This window comes from Woeseia sp. D3-10, assembly GCF_055809415.1.
In genome coordinates, this window is sequence record NZ_JBVVTW010000007.1 from 3,069,895 (window position 1) to 3,087,702 (window position 17,808).

15 protein-coding genes and 1 riboswitch are annotated in these 17,808 nt (G+C 58.9%); of the genes, 11 read left to right on the forward strand and 4 right to left on the reverse strand.

Annotation, left to right across the window (positions count from 1 at the left end; all coding sequences use genetic code 11):
- Positions 1 to 984 carry an alpha-L-glutamate ligase-like protein gene (locus tag AC0L8N_RS14185; protein ID WP_473668323.1) on the forward strand — a complete coding sequence of 328 codons (984 nt, stop codon included), beginning with the start codon at positions 1 to 3 and terminating at the stop codon, positions 982 to 984.
- A 2-nt stretch (positions 985 to 986) separates the two neighbouring features.
- Here AC0L8N_RS14185 and AC0L8N_RS14190 read toward each other — a convergent pair whose 3' ends face one another.
- Both AC0L8N_RS14190 and AC0L8N_RS14195 read right to left on the reverse strand, forming a co-directional pair.
- Positions 987 to 1,415, reverse strand: a complete 429-nt coding sequence (locus AC0L8N_RS14190) for a GFA family protein (RefSeq protein ID WP_473668325.1) — start codon at positions 1,413 to 1,415, stop codon at positions 987 to 989.
- A gap of 10 nt (positions 1,416 to 1,425) precedes the next feature.
- Positions 1,426 to 3,168, reverse strand: coding sequence for a DUF885 domain-containing protein (locus AC0L8N_RS14195; protein ID WP_473668327.1), 1,743 nt, complete (start codon positions 3,166 to 3,168; stop codon positions 1,426 to 1,428).
- A 94-nt stretch (positions 3,169 to 3,262) separates the two neighbouring features.
- A riboswitch (glycine riboswitch) is annotated at positions 3,263 to 3,351 on the forward strand.
- A 180-nt stretch (positions 3,352 to 3,531) separates the two neighbouring features.
- Here AC0L8N_RS14195 and gcvT point away from each other — a divergent pair.
- The 7 genes from gcvT (at position 3,532) to AC0L8N_RS14230 (ending at position 12,350) form a co-directional block, all read left to right on the forward strand.
- Positions 3,532 to 4,623, forward strand: a complete 1,092-nt coding sequence (gene gcvT, locus AC0L8N_RS14200) for a glycine cleavage system aminomethyltransferase GcvT (RefSeq protein ID WP_473668329.1) — start codon at positions 3,532 to 3,534, stop codon at positions 4,621 to 4,623.
- Between the two features lie 55 nt (positions 4,624 to 4,678).
- The gene (gcvH, locus tag AC0L8N_RS14205; protein ID WP_473668331.1) at positions 4,679 to 5,068 is read left to right on the forward strand and encodes a glycine cleavage system protein GcvH; all 390 of its coding nucleotides are present in this window, start codon (positions 4,679 to 4,681) and stop codon (positions 5,066 to 5,068) included.
- 51 nt (positions 5,069 to 5,119) lie between these two features.
- Entirely contained in the window at positions 5,120 to 6,481 is a 1,362-nt protein-coding gene (gene gcvPA / locus AC0L8N_RS14210) for an aminomethyl-transferring glycine dehydrogenase subunit GcvPA (protein WP_473668333.1), read from the forward strand.
- A gap of 20 nt (positions 6,482 to 6,501) precedes the next feature.
- Entirely contained in the window at positions 6,502 to 7,032 is a 531-nt protein-coding gene (gene tpx, locus AC0L8N_RS14215; RefSeq protein WP_473668335.1) for a thiol peroxidase, read from the forward strand.
- 18 nt (positions 7,033 to 7,050) lie between these two features.
- Positions 7,051 to 8,505: an aminomethyl-transferring glycine dehydrogenase subunit GcvPB gene (gene gcvPB / locus AC0L8N_RS14220; RefSeq protein WP_473668337.1), complete on the forward strand. Its 1,455-nt coding sequence runs from the start codon at positions 7,051 to 7,053 to the stop codon at positions 8,503 to 8,505.
- 127 nt (positions 8,506 to 8,632) lie between these two features.
- Complete coding sequence (locus tag AC0L8N_RS14225) at positions 8,633 to 11,425, forward strand: trypsin-like peptidase domain-containing protein (protein ID WP_473668339.1); 2,793 nt, start codon at positions 8,633 to 8,635, stop codon at positions 11,423 to 11,425.
- Complete coding sequence (locus tag AC0L8N_RS14230; RefSeq protein ID WP_473668341.1) at positions 11,376 to 12,350, forward strand: M23 family metallopeptidase; 975 nt, start codon at positions 11,376 to 11,378, stop codon at positions 12,348 to 12,350. The genes AC0L8N_RS14225 and AC0L8N_RS14230 overlap by 50 nt, the downstream gene beginning before the upstream one ends.
- 12 nt (positions 12,351 to 12,362) lie before the next feature.
- On the opposite strand, the gene AC0L8N_RS14235 is transcribed toward AC0L8N_RS14230, so the two are convergent.
- Positions 12,363 to 14,438 (reverse strand): thioredoxin domain-containing protein, encoded by a 2,076-nt coding sequence (locus tag AC0L8N_RS14235; protein WP_473668342.1) that lies wholly within the window; start codon positions 14,436 to 14,438, stop codon positions 12,363 to 12,365.
- A gap of 96 nt (positions 14,439 to 14,534) precedes the next feature.
- On the opposite strand from AC0L8N_RS14235, the gene lgt reads away from it, so the two are divergent.
- From lgt to AC0L8N_RS14250, 3 genes are read left to right on the forward strand one after another with little or no spacing between them, the layout of a single operon-like run.
- Complete coding sequence (gene lgt / locus AC0L8N_RS14240) at positions 14,535 to 15,317, forward strand: prolipoprotein diacylglyceryl transferase (protein WP_473668344.1); 783 nt, start codon at positions 14,535 to 14,537, stop codon at positions 15,315 to 15,317.
- 9 nt (positions 15,318 to 15,326) lie between these two features.
- Entirely contained in the window at positions 15,327 to 16,121 is a 795-nt protein-coding gene (locus AC0L8N_RS14245) for a thymidylate synthase (RefSeq protein WP_473668346.1), read from the forward strand.
- Between the two features lie 2 nt (positions 16,122 to 16,123).
- On the forward strand, positions 16,124 to 16,546 hold the full coding sequence (locus tag AC0L8N_RS14250) for a dihydrofolate reductase (RefSeq protein WP_473668348.1): 423 nt from the start codon (positions 16,124 to 16,126) through the stop codon (positions 16,544 to 16,546).
- Positions 16,547 to 16,605: 59 nt separating this feature from the next.
- Here AC0L8N_RS14250 and AC0L8N_RS14255 read toward each other — a convergent pair whose 3' ends face one another.
- On the reverse strand, positions 16,606 to 17,793 hold the full coding sequence (locus AC0L8N_RS14255; protein WP_473670167.1) for an FAD-dependent oxidoreductase: 1,188 nt from the start codon (positions 17,791 to 17,793) through the stop codon (positions 16,606 to 16,608).
- Positions 17,794 to 17,808: the final 15 nt, after the last annotated feature.

Consider the following 17,808-nt stretch of genomic DNA (forward strand, 5'->3'; position numbering starts at 1 on the left):
ATGTTTGGTATCGCCAAGCGACTTGCGGCTGCCGGCGTGCTCGGACTTAACGAGCGCAATGCCGAGTTGATCATGCGTCTCAATCCGCGGCATCTGTACCCGCGGGTGGATGACAAGGCACTGACCAAGAAGCTGGCGCTCGAAGCCGGCATGGCAGTGCCGGACTTGTATGGCTTGATCAGCAACCAGGGCGAAGTGCGAAATTTTGCATCTATCGTCGCAGAGCACGACAGCTTTGTGATCAAACCGGCCAACGGCAGTGGCGGTGACGGCATTGTCGTTATTGCCGGCCGCAGCAAGCGAAAGCGCGACAGCTTTAGGCTTGGCAACGGCATGCTGGTCAGCGAGGACGACCTGAAGCATCACATCTCCAATATCGTCGGTGGCCAGTACAGCCTCACCGGCAATCCGGATACGGCGATGATTGAGTATTGCGTGCAGTTCGATCCCTTGTTCGGCGATGTGAGTTTTCAGGGTGTGCCGGATATTCGCGTCATTGTCTACCGCGGCTATCCGGTTATGTCGATGGTGCGCCTGCCCACCCGGGTATCCGACGGTAAAGCGAACCTGCACCAGGGCGCTGTTGGTGCCGGTGTCGATATTGCGACCGGCAAGACCTTGCACGGAGTGCTGCAGAACAGCGTCGTGGAAGAGCATCCCGATACCGGTTCTGTCATTGCTTCACTGCAAATACCGGGTTGGGATTTTATTCTGGAGTCATCGGCGCGCGGTATGGAAGTCAGCGGTCTTGGCTACCTGGGCGTTGATATAGTCATTGACCGCAATCGCGGGCCGCTAATGCTCGAAATGAATGCCCGACCCGGCCTGAATATCCAGATTGCAAACCGGGCAGGGCTTTCGCACCGCATCAAGCGTATTGAAGAATTGTACGACGCCAATGATGACCCGGTTAAGCGTGCACAAATATCCCGCCGGGAATTCGCCGCACCGGCGGTGGCTTTTCGGTCGTCTGCACAAGCCTGAGTTCAGTCTTCGCCATTGAATTGCGCCAGTACCTGTTGTTCCGTCAGCCTCGGGTGTTGGCCTGCGAACGCGTAGCCGGGCGGTTGGTGGTCGACGAAAATTTCTGAGGCCATTGTGAACGCGGCGGCATTGTCGAAGGCTCCGACACACAGATGATAGGCCCCGGCTGGTTTCAGAAAGTAGAACAGATTGCTGCCGCATCGCTGGCAGAAGCCGCGCTCTGCCCAGTCTGAGGATGCGTAGCGTTGCAGGTTTTCCTCGCCACTAAAGGTAACCGATTCCGCGTCGGCAGCGAACAGCGGGCCGCCGGACCAACGTCGGCACATCGCGCAGTGACAGGCGTGAAAATCAGTCGCCACGTTTTTTGCATCGAACTGCACGGCGCCGCACAGGCATTGGCCGTGCTGTGTTGAATGGTCAGGTTTGCTCAAGGTGTGCTCCTTATTGCTGGTCAGCCAACCAGCGGTCCATACGTGTTTCGAGCAGGTCCAGCGGCAATGCGCCGCCGCCCAGCAAGGTGTCGTGGAAGTCGCGTATATCAAAGCGGTCGCCAAGCCGTTGTTCCGCACGTGCCCGCAGTTCCAGAATCTTGAGCTGTCCGATCTTGTAGGCGAGCGCCTGGCCGGGCCAGGCAATATAGCGATCTATTTCGTTGATGATGTCGAGCTCGGTCTTGGCCGCATTGTCTTTGAAGAAATCGATGGCCTGTTGCCGGCTCCAGCCTTTGTAGTGAATACCCGTATCGACCACCAGACGCACGGCGCGCCACATTTCGTAAGTCAGTGCGCCAAAGTGTGAGTACGGATCCTCGTACAGGCCAAGGTCGTAACCGAGACTCTCGCTGTACAGCCCCCAGCCTTCGGTGAACGCGGTGAAGCCCGAGTAACGCCGGAACTCCGGCATGTCTCCGAGTTCCATTTGCAGGGCGATCTGCAAGTGATGTCCCGGCACCGCCTCGTGCACGCTCAGGACTTCGATCTCGTACTTTGGGCGTACCTCAGGCTTGTACAGATTGACGTAGTAGTAGCCGGCACGACTGCCATCAGCCGCGGGCTGGCTGTAATAGGCTGTCGTGGTGTCGGGTGCGATGTTCTCGGGAATAGGGCGCAAGCCATAGGGCATGCGTGGCAAGCGGCCAAACAGATTGACGAGTTCCGGGTCTATTCGCTTGCAGACCGCCAGGTAGGCATCGAACAGCTCTTCGGGCGTTTCGTAGTAGAAACGCGGATCGGTGCGCAGAAAGCTCAGGAACTCGGCGAAGCTGCCTTCGAACTCCAGTTCGTCAATGATCAATTGCATCTCGCCGCGAATGCGTTTGACCTCGCTGAGGCCGAGACGATGAATGTCGTCAGGCGTCATGTTCGTGGTGGTGAAGCTGCGGGTTCGGTACTCGTAGAACGCTTTGCCGTCAGGCAGCTCAGATGCACCAATACTGTCGCGCGCGGCGGGCAGGTAGCGGTTCTCGAAATAACGGTAGAGTTCCCGGTAAGCGGGAACAATGTCCTGTTCGATGACTTGTCGTGCCTGTTGGCGAATACGCGCCTGTTCGTCGGCTGTCAGGCTGTCGGGCAGGTTTTGAAAAGCAGTGTAGAAGGGGCTTAGTTCAGGGTCTTCCTGCAGCTGCTGTGCAATCTGCGCGGGGATGCGTTGCATCAATATTTTCGGTGGCATGTAACCGGTCCGGCGACCTTCTTCCTGTAGCTCCATTGTTTGTTCAATGTAGTGGGGAATCTTTGCCATTCGCGCTAGCCAGTCGTCAAAGTCAGCCGCCGTTTGCAGTCGCAAGCCTTCGGCCGTTGATTCCAGCGATTGCACGCCACCTCGCTGATTGATCGGCATCAGGTAGTCGCGGTAAGGGTAGCTGTCCAGATCGTCCTGCAGCTCGCGTCGAAACAAGTCGTAGTTGAGTTGATCGGCTGCGCTCAGTTGCAGCGAATCGATGGCGCGCAGGCGGCTGAGAAAATCCTGCTGTTGAGTGCGTCGTCGCGCGTAGGCGTCGAGACTGCGGTCTGGCCATTCGCGGTTATAGCGTCGGTCGCCAAGCTGCGATGCGGCGACCGGGTTCTCGGCCAGCCTCCATTCCCAGGCGTCATTCAGTAGTGCATTGAAATCGCTGCCCGGCTCAGCGACGACGCCAGACGCTACGAATAACAACAGGTAACCGGCGCGGCGTAATGGGTTCACAGGACTTCTCCGCTGATTCGATGGTCTCATTGTTGCCGCACAACGCTCGGCTGGCAACCGGGCGACCAGTTGGCTATGATGCGGCCACTAATCGATAGGGCACGTGGAAGAGACCCCGCACATCGGGGCGCCGAAGGCGCAACTAGCTCGGAAACGCTCAGGCAAAGGGACTGCGTGCTCTGATTAGCTCTGGAGAGAGGCCGGACAGCGGTCCACCGAAGGGGTACGTGGGCTTGCTGCCTGCAAGATCTCTCAGGTCATCGGACAGAGGGGCCATTGATGCCCGCCGTACGGCGGATTGTCGATGGCCCTTTTTTTTTCGCCGACGACTTAGGGCCACGCAGGGCCGCACTGGAGCACAGCATGGGGCTGAAAACGCCACTCTATACACAGCACGTCGAGCTCGGCGCGCGGATTGTTGATTTCGGCGGCTGGGATATGCCGCTGCACTACGGATCGCAGATCGAAGAGCATCATGCCGTGCGCTCAGCCGCGGGCATGTTCGATGTCTCGCACATGACCATCGTGGATATCAGCGGCCCGGAAGCGAAGCCGTTTCTGCGCAAACTACTGGCCAATGACGTCGCGCGCCTGACGGTATCCGGCAAAGCGCTGTACAGCTGCATGCTTAATGAGCAGGGCGGCGTAGTCGATGACCTCATCGTCTATTACCTCAACGACGAGCACTATCGCGTCGTGGTCAACGCCGGAACCCGGGCACAGGATCTGGCGTGGATCGCCGCGCAGGTTGTCGAATTCGATGTCACGGTTACAGAGCAACCGGATGCCGCGATGATTGCCGTGCAGGGGCCGGAGGTGCGCGAACAGGCGTCCTGCCTGCTGGACGAATCGGTGCGCGAGCAGGCACTGGCCCTCAAACCGTTTCATGCGCTTGCAGCCGGTGATTTCTTCATCGCGCGCACTGGCTATACCGGCGAAGATGGCTGGGAAATTGTCTTACCGGCAGAGCGTGCCGGCGAATTCTGGCAACAGCTGCTGGAGAGTGGCGTGCGGCCTTGTGGTCTGGGTGCACGCGATACCCTGCGACTCGAGGCAGGCATGAATTTGTACGGCACGGATATGGATCTGAGCACATCGCCGCTGGCATCCGGGCTGGCCTGGACCATTGCCTGGGAGCCAGCTGATCGCCAGTTCACTGGCCGTAGCGCATTGGAGCAGCAGCGGGCGGCCGGACCCACGCCGCGTTTTTGTGGACTGTTGCTGGAAGATCGCGGCGTGTTGCGCAACCACTTGCGCGTCGTAGTTGCCGGCGGTGCAGAAGGCGAAATCACCAGCGGCGGTTTTTCACCCACGCTGAACCGATCCATCGCGATGGCGCGGCTTCCCGCCGGTGATTATGATCGTGCGCAGGTGGAGATTCGCGGCAAGTTGCTCGCTGTACGCGTCGTTAAACCGCCGTTCGTTCGCAACGGCAAAGTCTGTATCGAATTGTAGGCGCGCCGCACGGCGTGTGCTGCGTAACAAAAGCTAATCAAAGAGGATTAATCAAATGAACGAACTGCCCGGGGATCTGCGTTTCACGGCGGAACATGAGTGGCTGCGTCAGGAAGAAGATGGCAGTGTCACGATCGGCATTACTGATCACGCGCAATCGGCGCTGGGGGATCTGGTCTACGTTGAATTGCCGGAAGTGGATCAGGAGCTTGAAAGCGGCAATGAAATGGCGGTCGTTGAGTCTGTGAAAGCAGCATCGGATGTTTACGCGCCGATGTCCGGTGTGGTGCTGGCTGTCAACGAACAGCTGGCTGACGACCCGGAAAAAATTAACGCCGATCCATACGGCGATGGCTGGATCGTACGCGTGCAGCCCGGGGATGACAGTGTCGAGACGATGAGTCCAAATGAATACCAGGAGTTTCTGGACGCGCTTGAAGACTAGTATCGGCCGTTGATGAGTTACTGCTAAGCACTACCGGAGCCTGTTCCCGCCATGCCCTTTATTCCGCACACTGACGATGAAGTGCAGCACATGCTGCAGACGATTGGCGCAAGCCGAATCGCTGACCTGTTCGATGAGATTCCGAAGGAACTGTTGATTGACGATCTGCACGGTGTGCCCGATGCACTGTCGGAAATGGAGATCACCCGCTTGATGCGTGAACGTGCCGCGCGCGACGGTTCACCGCAGTGCTTTATCGGCGCTGGCGCGTACGAGCACCATATCCCGAGTGTCGTCTGGGATATCGCCACGCGCGGTGAGTTTTACTCGGCGTATACGCCGTATCAGGCCGAGGCAAGCCAGGGCACGTTGCAGACGATCTACGAATTTCAATCGATGATCACCTCGCTAACCGGGCTGTACGCCAGTAATGCCTCGTTGTACGACGGCGCGTCGGCTTTGGCCGAAGCGGCGTTGATGGCCGTGCGCAGCAATCGCCGGAACAAATCGCGACGCGTACTGCTCGCGTCGGGGGTCAACCGAACCTATCGCAGGGTTGCCGAGGCAATTGCTGGCAGCCAGGGCCTGACCTTCGATGAAATGTCGCTTGAGCGGACGACGGGCCTCAGCGATCTCAACGCATTGCTGACAGAGGGCGATGCACCGGTCGCTGTGGTCATTCAGCAACCGACGTTCTTCGGCACGCTGGAAGACATTGACCAGATCACCGACTGGGCACACGCGCAGGGCGCGGTAGTCATTGCCGTGGTCAATCCGACGTCGCTGGCTCTGCTCAGAGCGCCAGCGCAATGGGGTGAGCAGGGTGCGGACATCGCCTGTGGCGAGGGTCAGCCACTGGGTGTGCCACTGTCGTCCGGTGGCCCCTATTTCGGCTTCATGGCTTGTACCGAAAAACTGGTGCGCCAGATGCCGGGCCGTATCGTCGGTCGTACCTCGGACCTGGAAGGCAAGCCAGGGTTTACGCTGACCTTGCAGGCGCGCGAACAACACATCCGGCGTTCCAAGGCGACCTCCAATATCTGTACGAACCAGGGCTTAATGGTCACCGCAGCCACGATCTACATGTCGCTGCTGGGGCACGGCGGTCTGCAACAGGTTGCGTTACGTTCTGAAGAACGAACCCGGGCGCTGGTGCAGCGACTTACTGCAATCGATGGCGTTACTGCAGCGTTCACTGGCGCTCACTTTCACGAGGCGGTGCTGCAGCTGCCACGACCGGTTGCACCAGTGCTCGACAGTCTGGCGGCGGACGGAATACTGGGTGGTTACGACTTGTCGCGCGAATACCCCGAGCTTGGCAACGCCTTGCTGGTATGCGCGACGGAAACCAAAACGGATGCGGACCTCGACGCGTATGCCGCTGCTCTCGGCAAACACCTGGCCAACGACTGACACTGGCGGAGATACGACTTATGCAAAACATTATTTTCAACGGAAGCCAGTACAAGATTTCAGGTTCGCTACCGACGGTAGGCAGTCGGGCGCCGGATGTGTCACTGGTCAGTACCGACTTACGCGACATGTCACTGGCCGACTGGATGGGCAAGCGCAAGGTGTTGAATATTTTTCCGAGCATTGACACGCCGATTTGCGCGAAGTCGGTTGTCGCCTTCGACAAGCTGGCCGAAGAGCATGACGACGTCGCCATGCTGATGATCTCCTATGACCTGCCGTTTGCGCACAAGCGCTTCATGACCGACCAGGGGTTGCAGCGGGTGATCGGCCTGTCAGCGATACGGCATGCGGGATTCGGCGACAACTATGGCGTCCTGATTACCGACGGACCGCTGGCGGGCATGTTCGCGCGCGCTGTTGTCGTGCTCGACGAAAACAACACGGTCGTGCACAGCGAGCTGGTGGAAGACATCAGCAACGAACCGGATTACGCAGCGGCGCTGTCCGCGCTGGGCATCGAGGCCAACATGGACCTCGTGTGCGACTGAGCAAAGGTAGACAAACAAATGACCGAAGCACTGATATTCGAAAAGTCCCGTAGTGGTCGCCGCGCTTACGCGCAGGCGCCAAACGACGCTGCAGCAAGTTCGATTCCGACAAATTTGCTACGTACTGACCAGCCTTGCCTGCCCGAGGTTTCAGAGTTGCAGGTCGTGCGGCATTTTACCCGCCTGTCGCAGTTGAATTTCTCCATCGACACGCACTTCTATCCGCTGGGTTCGTGCACGATGAAATACAACCCGCGTGCCTGCAACACACTGGCACTGTTGCCTGGGTTCGCCGGGCGTCACCCGCTGGGGCCGGAAAGTCATGGCCAGGGTTTTCTGGAGAGCATGTTCGAACTGCAGGAAATGCTTAAAGCAGTGACGGGAATGCAAGGCGTGTCACTGACGCCGATGGCAGGCGCACAGGGTGAACTCGCGGGTGTTGCCATGATTCGCGCTTACCACATGGCGCGCGGTGATACCGAGCGTACCGAAATCATTGTGCCCGACGCGGCGCACGGCACTAACCCGGCAACGGCGACGATGTGCGGTTGCACAGTGCGCGAGCTGCCGACCGACGCGGACGGCGATATCGACCTCGACGCATTGATGGCGGCCGTTGGCCCGAAGACCGCTGGCATCATGCTGACCAATCCATCCACCGTTGGCGTGTTCGAGCGGCGCATTGTGCAGGTGGCGAAGATCGTCCACGATGCAGGCGGCCTGCTGTACTACGACGGTGCGAACCTGAATGCGATATTGGGCAAGGTGCGGCCGGGCGATATGGGCTTCGATGTCATTCACATGAACCTGCACAAAACCTTCTCGACACCACACGGAGGCGGTGGCCCGGGCTCAGGTGCGGTTGGCGTCGGCAAGCGCCTGCTGCCGTTCATGCCGCTACCGGTCGTTGGCCGCGACGGTGATAACTACCGCTGGCTGCGTGAAGCTGACCTGCCACAAAGTATCGGTCGGCTGTCTGGCTTTATGGGCAATGCCGGGGTGTTGTTGCGGGCCTACGTGTACATGCGCATGGTCGGTCGCGATGGCATGCGTCGCATTGCCGAGTTTGCGACCTTGAACGCCAACTACCTGCAAGCGCGCCTGCGCGATGCCGGTTTCAGGTTGGCGTTTCCGAAGCGCAGGGCGAGCCATGAATTCATCATCACATTGAAAGGTGAAGCCAAGAGCTTGCAGTTAACGGCTATGGATATGGCCAAGGCGTTGCTGGATCACGGCTTTCACGCACCCACGACCTACTTCCCATTGTTGGTGCCGGAATGCCTGTTGATTGAGCCAACAGAGACCGAGAGCCAGGAAGCACTTGATCGCTTTGTCGATGCGATGATCGCCATTGTGGACGAGGCACGGCTCGAACCGGGTAAACATAAGAACGCTCCGTTCACCATGCCGGTGCGCCGGCTCGATGACGTCAAGGCGGCCCGCCAGCTTGATCTCGCGTGGCGGCAGGACTGAACGCGCCAAAAACTTGGCCGCGGCTTTGCGGCATAATCACCGATTGCGTGTAAGGTTCGGGGAACCGAGGCCCCGTTCGGCAGTCCAGACTAAGGTCTGCCGGAACTCACAACGACTATGGGAATTTATGCTGAAGCAACGCGTTATGGTAATTGCAGCACTGCTCGTGCTGTCAGGGACGGCTCAGGCCGAAGAAGCGGCTTGGGTCAGCACTCTGGAGCGTATTTCCTCCGGCGTAGTGTCGATACGGGTGGACAGCACCCGGGCCTTCGATACTGAGTGGAATTCATCGTCGCAGGCCACCGGCTTTGTCGTTGATGCCAAGAACGGCCTGATCCTGACCAATCGCCACGTGGTAACGCCAGGGCCCGTTGTTGCCGAGGCGGTGTTTCTCAACAACGAAGAAGTGCGACTGACGCCGATCTACCGCGATCCCGTGCACGACTTCGGTTTCTTCAGTTACGACCCGGCCGACCTCAAATACATAGAGCCTGTCGAGCTGCCATTGGTGCCCGGTGCGGCCGGCATAGGCCGCGAGATTCGCGTGGTCGGCAATGACGCCGGTGAGCAGTTGTCGATTCTCGCCGGAACGATAGCCCGACTGGATCGTCGCGCGCCGGAATACGGCCGCGGCAAGTACAACGACTTCAATACGTTCTATTTTCAAGCGGCCTCGGGTACCTCCGGCGGTTCATCCGGTTCGCCGGTGATCAATATCGAGGGCGAGGTCGTTGCACTGAACGCAGGCGCCAATAACTCGGCGGCAAGCAGCTTCTTCCTGCCACTGGATCGCATTGAGCGTGTGATGCATTTGTTGCAACAGGGCAAGCCGGTGACCCGTGGCACTCTGCAAACCACGTTCGTCCGCCAGACCTACGACGAGTTGGGACGGCTCGGCCTGCAGGCTGAGACAGAGGCGTTGGTTCGGGCGCACGACCCGGAACAGACCGGCATGTTGACCGTGCAGCAAGTGATTCCCGGTGCGCCCGCTGACGGCCATCTGGAGCCGGGTGATATCTTGCTGCGGATCGACGGGCAACTCATTACCGAATTCGTTCCGCTGGCCGCGGTGCTTGATGACAAAGTCGACGGCGATGTTTCCATAGAACTTGAACGCGGCGGCCGCAAGGTTGTTGAAACCTTGCCGGTAACCGATCTGCACAGCATTACCCCGGATGAGTTCCTCGAGTTCGGCGATGCGGTCGTAAACGATTTGTCGTACCAGCAGGCGCGCCATTACAACCGGACCATCGACGGTGTTTATGTCGCTAATCCGGGTTACGTGCTGGCCCGTGCCGCCATTCCCCGTGGTGCAATCGTCACCGAAGTCGGCGGCAAGGAAGTGGCCAGTATTGACGAGCTTGAGGCCATTCTTGACGGACTCGGTGACCGTGATCGAACCACGGTACGTTTCAAGACGATCGACGACCCACAGAACAGCACGGTGCGCTCAATTGAAATGGACCGGACCTGGTTTCCGGCGCGCCGCTGTGCGCGCAACGATACCACCGGCTTGTGGCCTTGCCGCGATTTGAATCCGGGCCCGGCCAAGTCAGCGCCGGTCGCGGGTAGTACTCGTTTTACGCCACAGGGTGATGCTCGTGTGGATGCTGTTGCACCGTCGCTGGTAGTTGTTAATTTTGATTTGCCGTACACGGTGTCCGGTGTCGCCGACCGGCACTATTACGGTACCGGCTTGATCGTGGACGTCGAACGCGGACTCGTGGTTGTAGACCGCAATACCGTACCTGTTGCCATGGGCGACGTGGGCATAACCTTTGCGGGCTCGCTGGAAGTTCGCGGCAAAGTTGAATTCATTCATCCCCTGCACAATTTGGCAGTGGTTTCTTACGACCCCGAACTGATCGGTGACACGCCGGTGCGTGCGGCCAAATTTGATACCGCAAAACTGAAGTCGGGCGAGAAAGTGTGGGTCGTCGGACTAAAGAGCAATCACCAACTGGCCCATCAGGAAAGCACGGTGGCGTCGGTTGATCCGCTGATATTGCCGTTATCCCGGACCATGCGTTTCAGAGACAGCAATATTGAAGGCATTTCGCTGGTCACAGCGCCCGGCGATTTTGACGGCGTCATTGTGAACAAGCGTGGCGCGGTTACCGCCCTGTATTCGAGTTTCTCGTATCAGAGTGGTGCTGAGTCAGGGCAGTTCAATCGTGGTGTTGAGAGCTCGTTGATCATCGAGTTGCTGGACGTCGTGCGAAATGAGCGGCCAATTTATTCGCTGGAAACGGAAGTGTCCTATTCGCCTTTGTTTGCTGCCCGGAAAATGGGGCTGGACGAGGACTGGCTGGACAGGCTCGAAAAACACGATCCGCAGGGGCGACATGCATTGAGCGTGCAGCGCATCGTGGCGGGTTCGCCGACGTCGGCATTGCTGCATAACGGCGATATGATCCTCGCCATCGACGGCAAGACCGTAACGTCCTTTCGAGAGCTGGAAATGGCAACCCAGAAGCCGCAGGTTGTAGTAACGGTGTGGCGCGATGGCAGTGCCTTGGAATTGAACATCGAAACGGTGGCACTCAACGGCGACGGCGTGCAACGCGCCGTCTCCTGGGCGGGAGCTTTGCTACAGGATCCGCATCGCGCAATGGCAGCTCAACGCGGTATCGAACCGCTGGGTGTTTACGTGGCGTTTTTCAGCTACGGTTCGCCGGCGACGCGTTACGGGCTCTGGGCGGGTCGTCGCATCGTGGCTATAGACGATACCGACACGCCTGATTTGCAGTCCTTCGTCAATGCGGTTGCAGGCAAACAGGACCAAACTTCCGTACGGCTCAAAACTGTTACCTGGAACGGTGCCGTCGAAGTCATCACCCTCAAGCTCGACAACCAGTACTGGCCTGCTTATGAAATTCGCCGCACGCCGAACGGTTGGCAGCGCGCCGATATCGGTTAACGAGATGCTGAGCAGGCTGCAGCGAGTTGTCCTCGTTACTGGCTGCTCGCTGCTGCTGGCCGTTGCTGTGCAGGCGCAGTCGCTTTACAAGTACCGCGGGCCGGACGGTGAATGGGTTTTCACTGATCGCGAGCCGCTGGCAGCGACCGAAGTGGAAGTCCGTGAGCTGCCGGGCAGCGAGCGTGGCAAGGCGGTCTCCTTGCAGCAGTTGCTCGTCAACGGCCGCCAGCAGCTGATCGCGGATAATCCGCTGCTAGTGCCGGTGCAGCTCATGCTGTCGCGCGTCGGTGTTGCCGATGAAGCCAAAGAGTGGATATTGCCGCCGCAGAGTCGCACGGTGCTTGAGTCGGATATCGGTGCTGCCGAAGTCGGCGACGGTGGCTACCGTTACGTGTGGTTACCCGGCGATCCAGCGGCACAGCACAGACCTGAACAAGCGTATCGCGCGCCGTTTCCTGCGGCAGTGAGTCACCGTATATCCCAGGCTTATCCGGTGGCTCGCACGCACACGACGCCTGACAGTGCCTACGCGGTTGATATCGCGATGCCGATAGGCAGCGACGTGCACGCGGCGCGTGGCGGGACGGTCATAGACGTGACTTCGAACAACTACCGGAGCAGCGATTCGCTGGAGAGCGCGGACGGGGCTGCCGCTAACGTTGTGCGTATCGTGCATGACGACGGTACTTTTGCGGTCTACGCACACCTCAACTGGAATTCGATCAGGGTACGCCCGGGCGAGCGTGTTACGAGAGGACAATACATCGCCGATGCAGGCAATACGGGATTCTCGACCGGACCGCATCTGCACTTCGCGGTTATCCGCAATGCGGGCCTGAAGATGGTGTCGGTACCGATAGAGTTTGCTATCGCGGGTGGCAACAGCGTCGTGCCCAAAGCGGGCATGACGCTGACGGCCTACTGATCGTGCAGGAGCTCAGGTGCCGCGTAACGCTGTGACCAGCGCCTCCCAGTTGTCCACCGGTAGCGAGCACTGCGTGCCTTTGCAGCGGTAGGCCAGGGTCTTGCCGGGTACCGCTTTCCGTTCTGCCAACGCACCGGGCAGGCCGCTGACATCATCGGCAATCGCGTACACCTGTCGGCGCGGGGCAAAGACTCTGGCGGCAGAATCGCGCCATTCCGCGATCGTCTCAGTGGAGCCGCGAATAACCACGATCTCCGGGTGAGTCAAATAATCCTCCAGCGCACTGAGCAAACTGACATGGCCTTGCGCATGCTGGTCCAGCGCGGGCCATGCGTACATCAGGGTTTTCTCGGCAGCATCCAGGTAGCGCGTTTCGCCGAGCAGAAAGCCGAGTCGCTGCAACGCATACGCGGCAATGCCCGCACCGGCTGGCAGCGCCTCGTCAGCTATCGGTTTTGGTCGGTGCATCAGTTGTTCATGATCGTTGGCCGTGAACCAGAACCCGCCCTTGTCAGGATCGTAAAAGTGTTCCAGCAACAAGTCGGCGAGTTGCACGGCAAACTCCAGGTCAGCGCTGCGCCAGTCGCTTTGCAAGGATTCGAGTAACGCATCCAGCATAAACGCGTGGTCATCGAGATAGGCAGGGAAGCGAGCGCGCTCGTCTTTGTAGCTGGCGAGCAGGCGGCCATCGATCAACAACTTCTCGTGTACAAAATCGCTGGCCGCTTGAGCAGCAGAGGTGAGGTCGGGCCTTTGCAAAGCGCGGCCTGCAATAGCGAGTCCACGAATCGCGAGCGCGTTCCAGGCGGTCAGTTGTTTTTCATCGCGCGCCGGTGCGATGCGTTTCTGCCGATGTGCCAGCAAGGTCTCACGCGCTGCACGCAGGGATTCTTCCAGCTCGATTGCCGTGCAATTCAGCTCGCCAGCCAACTCACCACGGTCTTCCTGCACGGTCAGGTGCCAGCGACCTTCAAAGTTCGCGTCTTTGTCGAATCCGTAGTAGCGAGCGAACGCGGTGTATTGCTCTTCAGGCAACAGCGCCTTAACCTCGTCCGGAGTCCAGACGTAGTACAGGCCTTCTTCTCCTTCGGAGTCGGCATCGAGGCTGGCGTAGAAGCCGCCGTTTGGCGCGCGCATGCGCCGCAGCAGCCAGTCGGCTGTTTCGTTGGCAATGTCTCGAAACTCCGTTTCACCGGTAGCCAAGGCGGTTTGCGCGTAAACGGCGAGCAGGGGGCCGTTGTCGTACAGCATTTTTTCGAAATGCGGAATTTGCCAATAGCGATCCACGGAGTAACGGCAGAATCCACCGCCAAGGTGGTCGCGCAGTCCGCCGTCGGCCATGCGCTTCAGCGTCAGAGATACGAGGAACAAGGCATCGACATCCGGCTCGGCCGCGTGCGCGCTGGCGCGCCAGTCACGCAGTAGTCGCTCGAGTATCGCCGGGTGCGGAAATTTCGGAGCGCCACCCAGCCCGCCGTAATCGCGATCAAACTGGGTTTCAAATTTCTCCCGGGCACTGGCCAGTGGTGCGGCATTCAAGGCACTGCTGCTGGCTACGCCGGCAGGTTCAAGTTGCAAAAGGATGTCGTCCAGCTGTGCACTTTGTTTCGCCAGGTCGTCACGCTGCTCAGAGAAGTAAGTCGCTACGTGTTGCAGGAGATCGCCGAACGCAGGCATGCCGTAACGCGCCTCCTTGGGGAAGTAGGTGCCGCCGAAGAAGGGCCGTTGATCGTGTGGATTGATGAACATCGTCAACGGCCAGCCGCCGGCGCGCTGGGTCAACAGGTGGTGAGCCGTCTGGTAGATGCGATCAAGGTCTGGTCGTTCCTCGCGATCGACCTTGACGTTGACGTAGAGAGAATTCATCAGCCGGGCCGTAGCCTCGTCTTCGAAGGATTCGTGCGCCATCACGTGACACCAGTGGCAGGCCGAATAACCTATCGACAGCAATATCGGGCAGTCGCGCTCACGGGCCGCGGCCAGAGCTTCTTCGCCCCACGGGAACCAGTCCACGGGATTGTCTGCATGTTGCAGCAGGTAGGGGCTGGTTTCCTGGATCAGTCGATTACGGGATTCTGTGCTGTTCATACGGCGACTTTGCGTGGCTGACGGGGAAGGCGCCACTATACCGGAAACCCTCCAGTCCGCTGGACTCGCGACGGGCGTTTAGGCAAGCTGCGATCCATGCTGAATTTTCCCGAGATTGACCCGATCATTTTCTCGATCGGTTTCGTCAAAGTGCGCTGGTACGGTCTCATGTACGTGCTCGGCTTCCTGTTTGCGTGGTGGCTGGCTCGGCGTCGTGCCGCGAAACCGTGGGCGCCGATTCGTGTGGAGCAGGTTGACGATCTGATCTTCTACGCCATGCTCGGCGTCATACTGGGCGGCCGGCTCGGCTATTGCCTTGTCTACGGCTGGGACAATCTGCTGAGCGACCCTCTGTACGTCTTCAAGATCACCGAAGGCGGTATGTCGTTTCACGGCGGACTGGCCGGCGTAATGACGGCAATGTGGTTGTACGGTCGCAAGCTCGGGCGCCGCTTCTGGGAAATGACCGATTTCGCCGCGCCGCTCGCGCCATTGGGTCTCGGTTTCGGTCGCCTCGGCAACTTCATCAATGGCGAGTTGTGGGGCAAGCCGACTGACGTGCCGTGGAGTTTCAACGTCAACGGCCAGTCATTGCATCCGTCACAACTCTACGAAGCGATACTGGAAGGCTTCGTGCTGTTCATTATCGTCTGGTTGTTCTCAGCCAGGCAGCGGCCCTATCGCGCTGTGTCCGGTTTGTTCCTGATCGGCTACGGTGTTTTCCGCTTCTATATCGAGTTTTACCGCGTGCCGGATGCGCACCTTGAGTACCTCGCGCTGGGCTGGGTTACGATGGGGCAGATTCTCAGCCTGCCGATGATCATTCTTGGCGCGGTACTAATGTGGCTGGCCGCGCGCGAACCAGACCGGACAACGTGACCGACTGATATGCAACAGTATTTGGCAATGATGCGCGACGTGCGCGACAACGGCACCGCAAAAGGAGACCGCACAGGCACCGGCACGCTAAGCCGCTTCGGTTTGCAGATGCGGTTTGATCTCGCGGCTGGCTTTCCACTCGTGACGACCAAGAAGCTCCATTTGCGGTCTATCATCCACGAACTCCTGTGGTTTCTGAGCGGGGACTCGAACATCCGCTATCTGCAGGACAACGGTGTCTCTATCTGGAACGAGTGGGCCGACGAGAATGGCGAACTTGGGCCGGTGTACGGCGTGCAGTGGCGCAGCTGGCCGACACCGGACGGGCGCAAGATTGATCAGATCAGCGAGATCATCAGGATGCTGCGGGAGACTCCGGATTCGCGCCGCATTTTGGTGAATGCCTGGAACGTTGCGGAAATTGAAAACATGGCGTTGCCGCCGTGTCATTGCCTGTTCCAGTTCTATGTCGCGGATGGAAAGTTGTCTTGCCAGCTCTATCAACGCAGCGCGGACATATTCCTTGGCGTACCGTTTAACATTGCGTCGTACGCGTTGTTGACGCACATGGTGGCGCAACAGGCGGATCTCGCCGTGGGCGATTTTGTCTGGACGGGCGGCGACTGTCACCTGTATTCGAATCACCTCGAACAAACCGATGAGCAGTTAAGCCGTGAGCCGCTGCCGTTGCCTCGACTGGCGATCAAACGGCGGCCATCGAGTATCTTCGACTACCGTTTCGACGATTTCGAAATTCTCAACTACCAGTCGCATCCGCACATAAAAGCATCGGTTGCTGTTTAGGAATGTTGATTTCGATCATCGTTGCCGCTGCCGAGAATAACGTCATCGGCCAGCAAGGCGAACTGCCCTGGCATTTACCTGAAGACCTTAAGCGCTTTCGCGCCATCACCATGGGTAAACCGATCGTGATGGGTCGCTTGACGCACGAGTCGATTGGCAAGGCTCTGCCGGGGCGTCGCAATATTGTGATTAGCCGCCAGCCCGGTTACTCGGCGGCGGGCTGCGAGGTTGTCGCGTCGCCGCAGGCGGCGCTGGCCGCGGCAGCAGGCGAAGAGGAGGTCATGATTATCGGTGGTGGTCGTATATACGAACAAATGCTGCCGATGACCGATCGAATTTACCTGACCCGGGTTCGTTTCGGAACCGCAGGGCGATGCCTTTTTTCCCGCCTTGAACGAGAGCGAGTGGCAGCTGGTGGAAAGTGAAGAATTTCCCGCAGGACCGACCCGTCAACTGGGGTTTAGCGTCGATATACTGCAACGAGTTACCGATTGACCGATAGTTCGTCCAGTGCCGGCAGCGTGCCGCGAATTTTCTCTTCGGCCGCCGCCAGGTCCACTTCCTCGACGCTGTTCACGCCTGCCGCAATCTCCTGCAACAACCGCTGTTGCATTGCGCCACGTTGTTGCGCGACAGCGTAGGGGATCTCAGGATGAAACATAACCATTGAATACCGCGGAATAAAACGACCGGGCATGCGTCGTTCGAACTCGAATGCCAGTTGTTTGTGCAGCACGAACTTGGGGTCACGAACGCGGTCGCGCATTTCAATGTAGTTATCGAGTGCCATGTCAGCGATCGCTTCGGCATTGGGCTGCTGCTCCGCCGCAAATGCAGCGAAAGCAGTCGACCAGACCCCGTTGCTGTTCTGCACATGTGCGCCTAGCAGCGCACAATCTTCGAACGCGAGATTCATGCCCTGGCCGTGAAACGGAACGATCGCATGTGCAGCATCGCCAATCAGTAACAGCTCGCCATCGTTCCAGCGCTGACAACGCACGGTACCGAGAATGCCGACCGGGTTGTTGGCGAATTCAGTCTGCAGTTGCGGCAGTTGCGGCAGAATGTCCGCAAAGTGTTCTTCGAAAAAGGCCGTTATGTCACTGGCCGATTGCAATGCTTCGAAAGAGACATCGCCGTTCTTTGGCATAAACAGTGTGAGCGTGAAGTCGCCGCCGGGGTTGGGCAGGGCGATCAGCATGAACCCACCGCGGGGCCAGATGTGCAGTGCCCTGGGATCGATGCGAAAGCCTCCGTCGCTGGCGGCAGGTAGCGTCAGTTCTTTGTAACCGTGGGGAAGCAATTGCTCGTCAGGAGCGATCGTGGCGTCGCCATTGAACGCGCGGCGAACGACTGAGCCCGCGCCGTCTGCGGCTATCAATGGACCGCCACTCAATGTGTACGGTGTGCCATCGCTGCTGCGTTCTAACAGCAATTCCTGGCTGGCCGGGTCGAACGATTTGGCGCCGTAGCCGAAATTAACAGTCACGCCGTGCTCTTGCTCAGCGCAATTCAGCAGGATGCGATTCAGTTCGGCGCGCGAGACGGAATAGATTTGTTCGTGTTCGCGTGAACCGTAAGGTTGTAGCTCCGTTGCACCGTCCGGGTTGTGAATCAATGCGGCCGCGCATTGGCACCAGTAACTCTTTGACGGGTGCGAACACACCGGCATGTTGCAATGCGCGAA

What these genes read in the sequence shown, in the direction of transcription:
- AC0L8N_RS14185 (WP_473668323.1), top strand. Translation starts at nt 1, where the DNA reads ATGTTTGGTATCGCCAAGCGACTTGCGGCTGCCGGCGTGCTCGGACTT.
- gcvT (WP_473668329.1), top strand. Translation starts at nt 3,532, where the DNA reads ATGGGGCTGAAAACGCCACTCTATACACAGCACGTCGAGCTCGGCGCG.
- gcvH (WP_473668331.1), top strand. Translation starts at nt 4,679, where the DNA reads ATGAACGAACTGCCCGGGGATCTGCGTTTCACGGCGGAACATGAGTGG.
- gcvPA (WP_473668333.1), top strand. Translation starts at nt 5,120, where the DNA reads ATGCCCTTTATTCCGCACACTGACGATGAAGTGCAGCACATGCTGCAG.
- tpx (WP_473668335.1), top strand. Translation starts at nt 6,502, where the DNA reads ATGCAAAACATTATTTTCAACGGAAGCCAGTACAAGATTTCAGGTTCG.
- gcvPB (WP_473668337.1), top strand. Translation starts at nt 7,051, where the DNA reads ATGACCGAAGCACTGATATTCGAAAAGTCCCGTAGTGGTCGCCGCGCT.
- AC0L8N_RS14225 (WP_473668339.1), top strand. Translation starts at nt 8,633, where the DNA reads ATGCTGAAGCAACGCGTTATGGTAATTGCAGCACTGCTCGTGCTGTCA.
- AC0L8N_RS14230 (WP_473668341.1), top strand. Translation starts at nt 11,376, where the DNA reads ATGAAATTCGCCGCACGCCGAACGGTTGGCAGCGCGCCGATATCGGTT.
- AC0L8N_RS14235 (WP_473668342.1), bottom strand. Translation starts at nt 14,438, where the DNA reads ATGAACAGCACAGAATCCCGTAATCGACTGATCCAGGAAACCAGCCCC.
- lgt (WP_473668344.1), top strand. Translation starts at nt 14,535, where the DNA reads ATGCTGAATTTTCCCGAGATTGACCCGATCATTTTCTCGATCGGTTTC.
- AC0L8N_RS14245 (WP_473668346.1), top strand. Translation starts at nt 15,327, where the DNA reads ATGCAACAGTATTTGGCAATGATGCGCGACGTGCGCGACAACGGCACC.
- AC0L8N_RS14250 (WP_473668348.1), top strand. Translation starts at nt 16,124, where the DNA reads ATGTTGATTTCGATCATCGTTGCCGCTGCCGAGAATAACGTCATCGGC.
- AC0L8N_RS14255 (WP_473670167.1), bottom strand. Translation starts at nt 17,793, where the DNA reads ATGCCGGTGTGTTCGCACCCGTCAAAGAGTTACTGGTGCCAATGCGCG.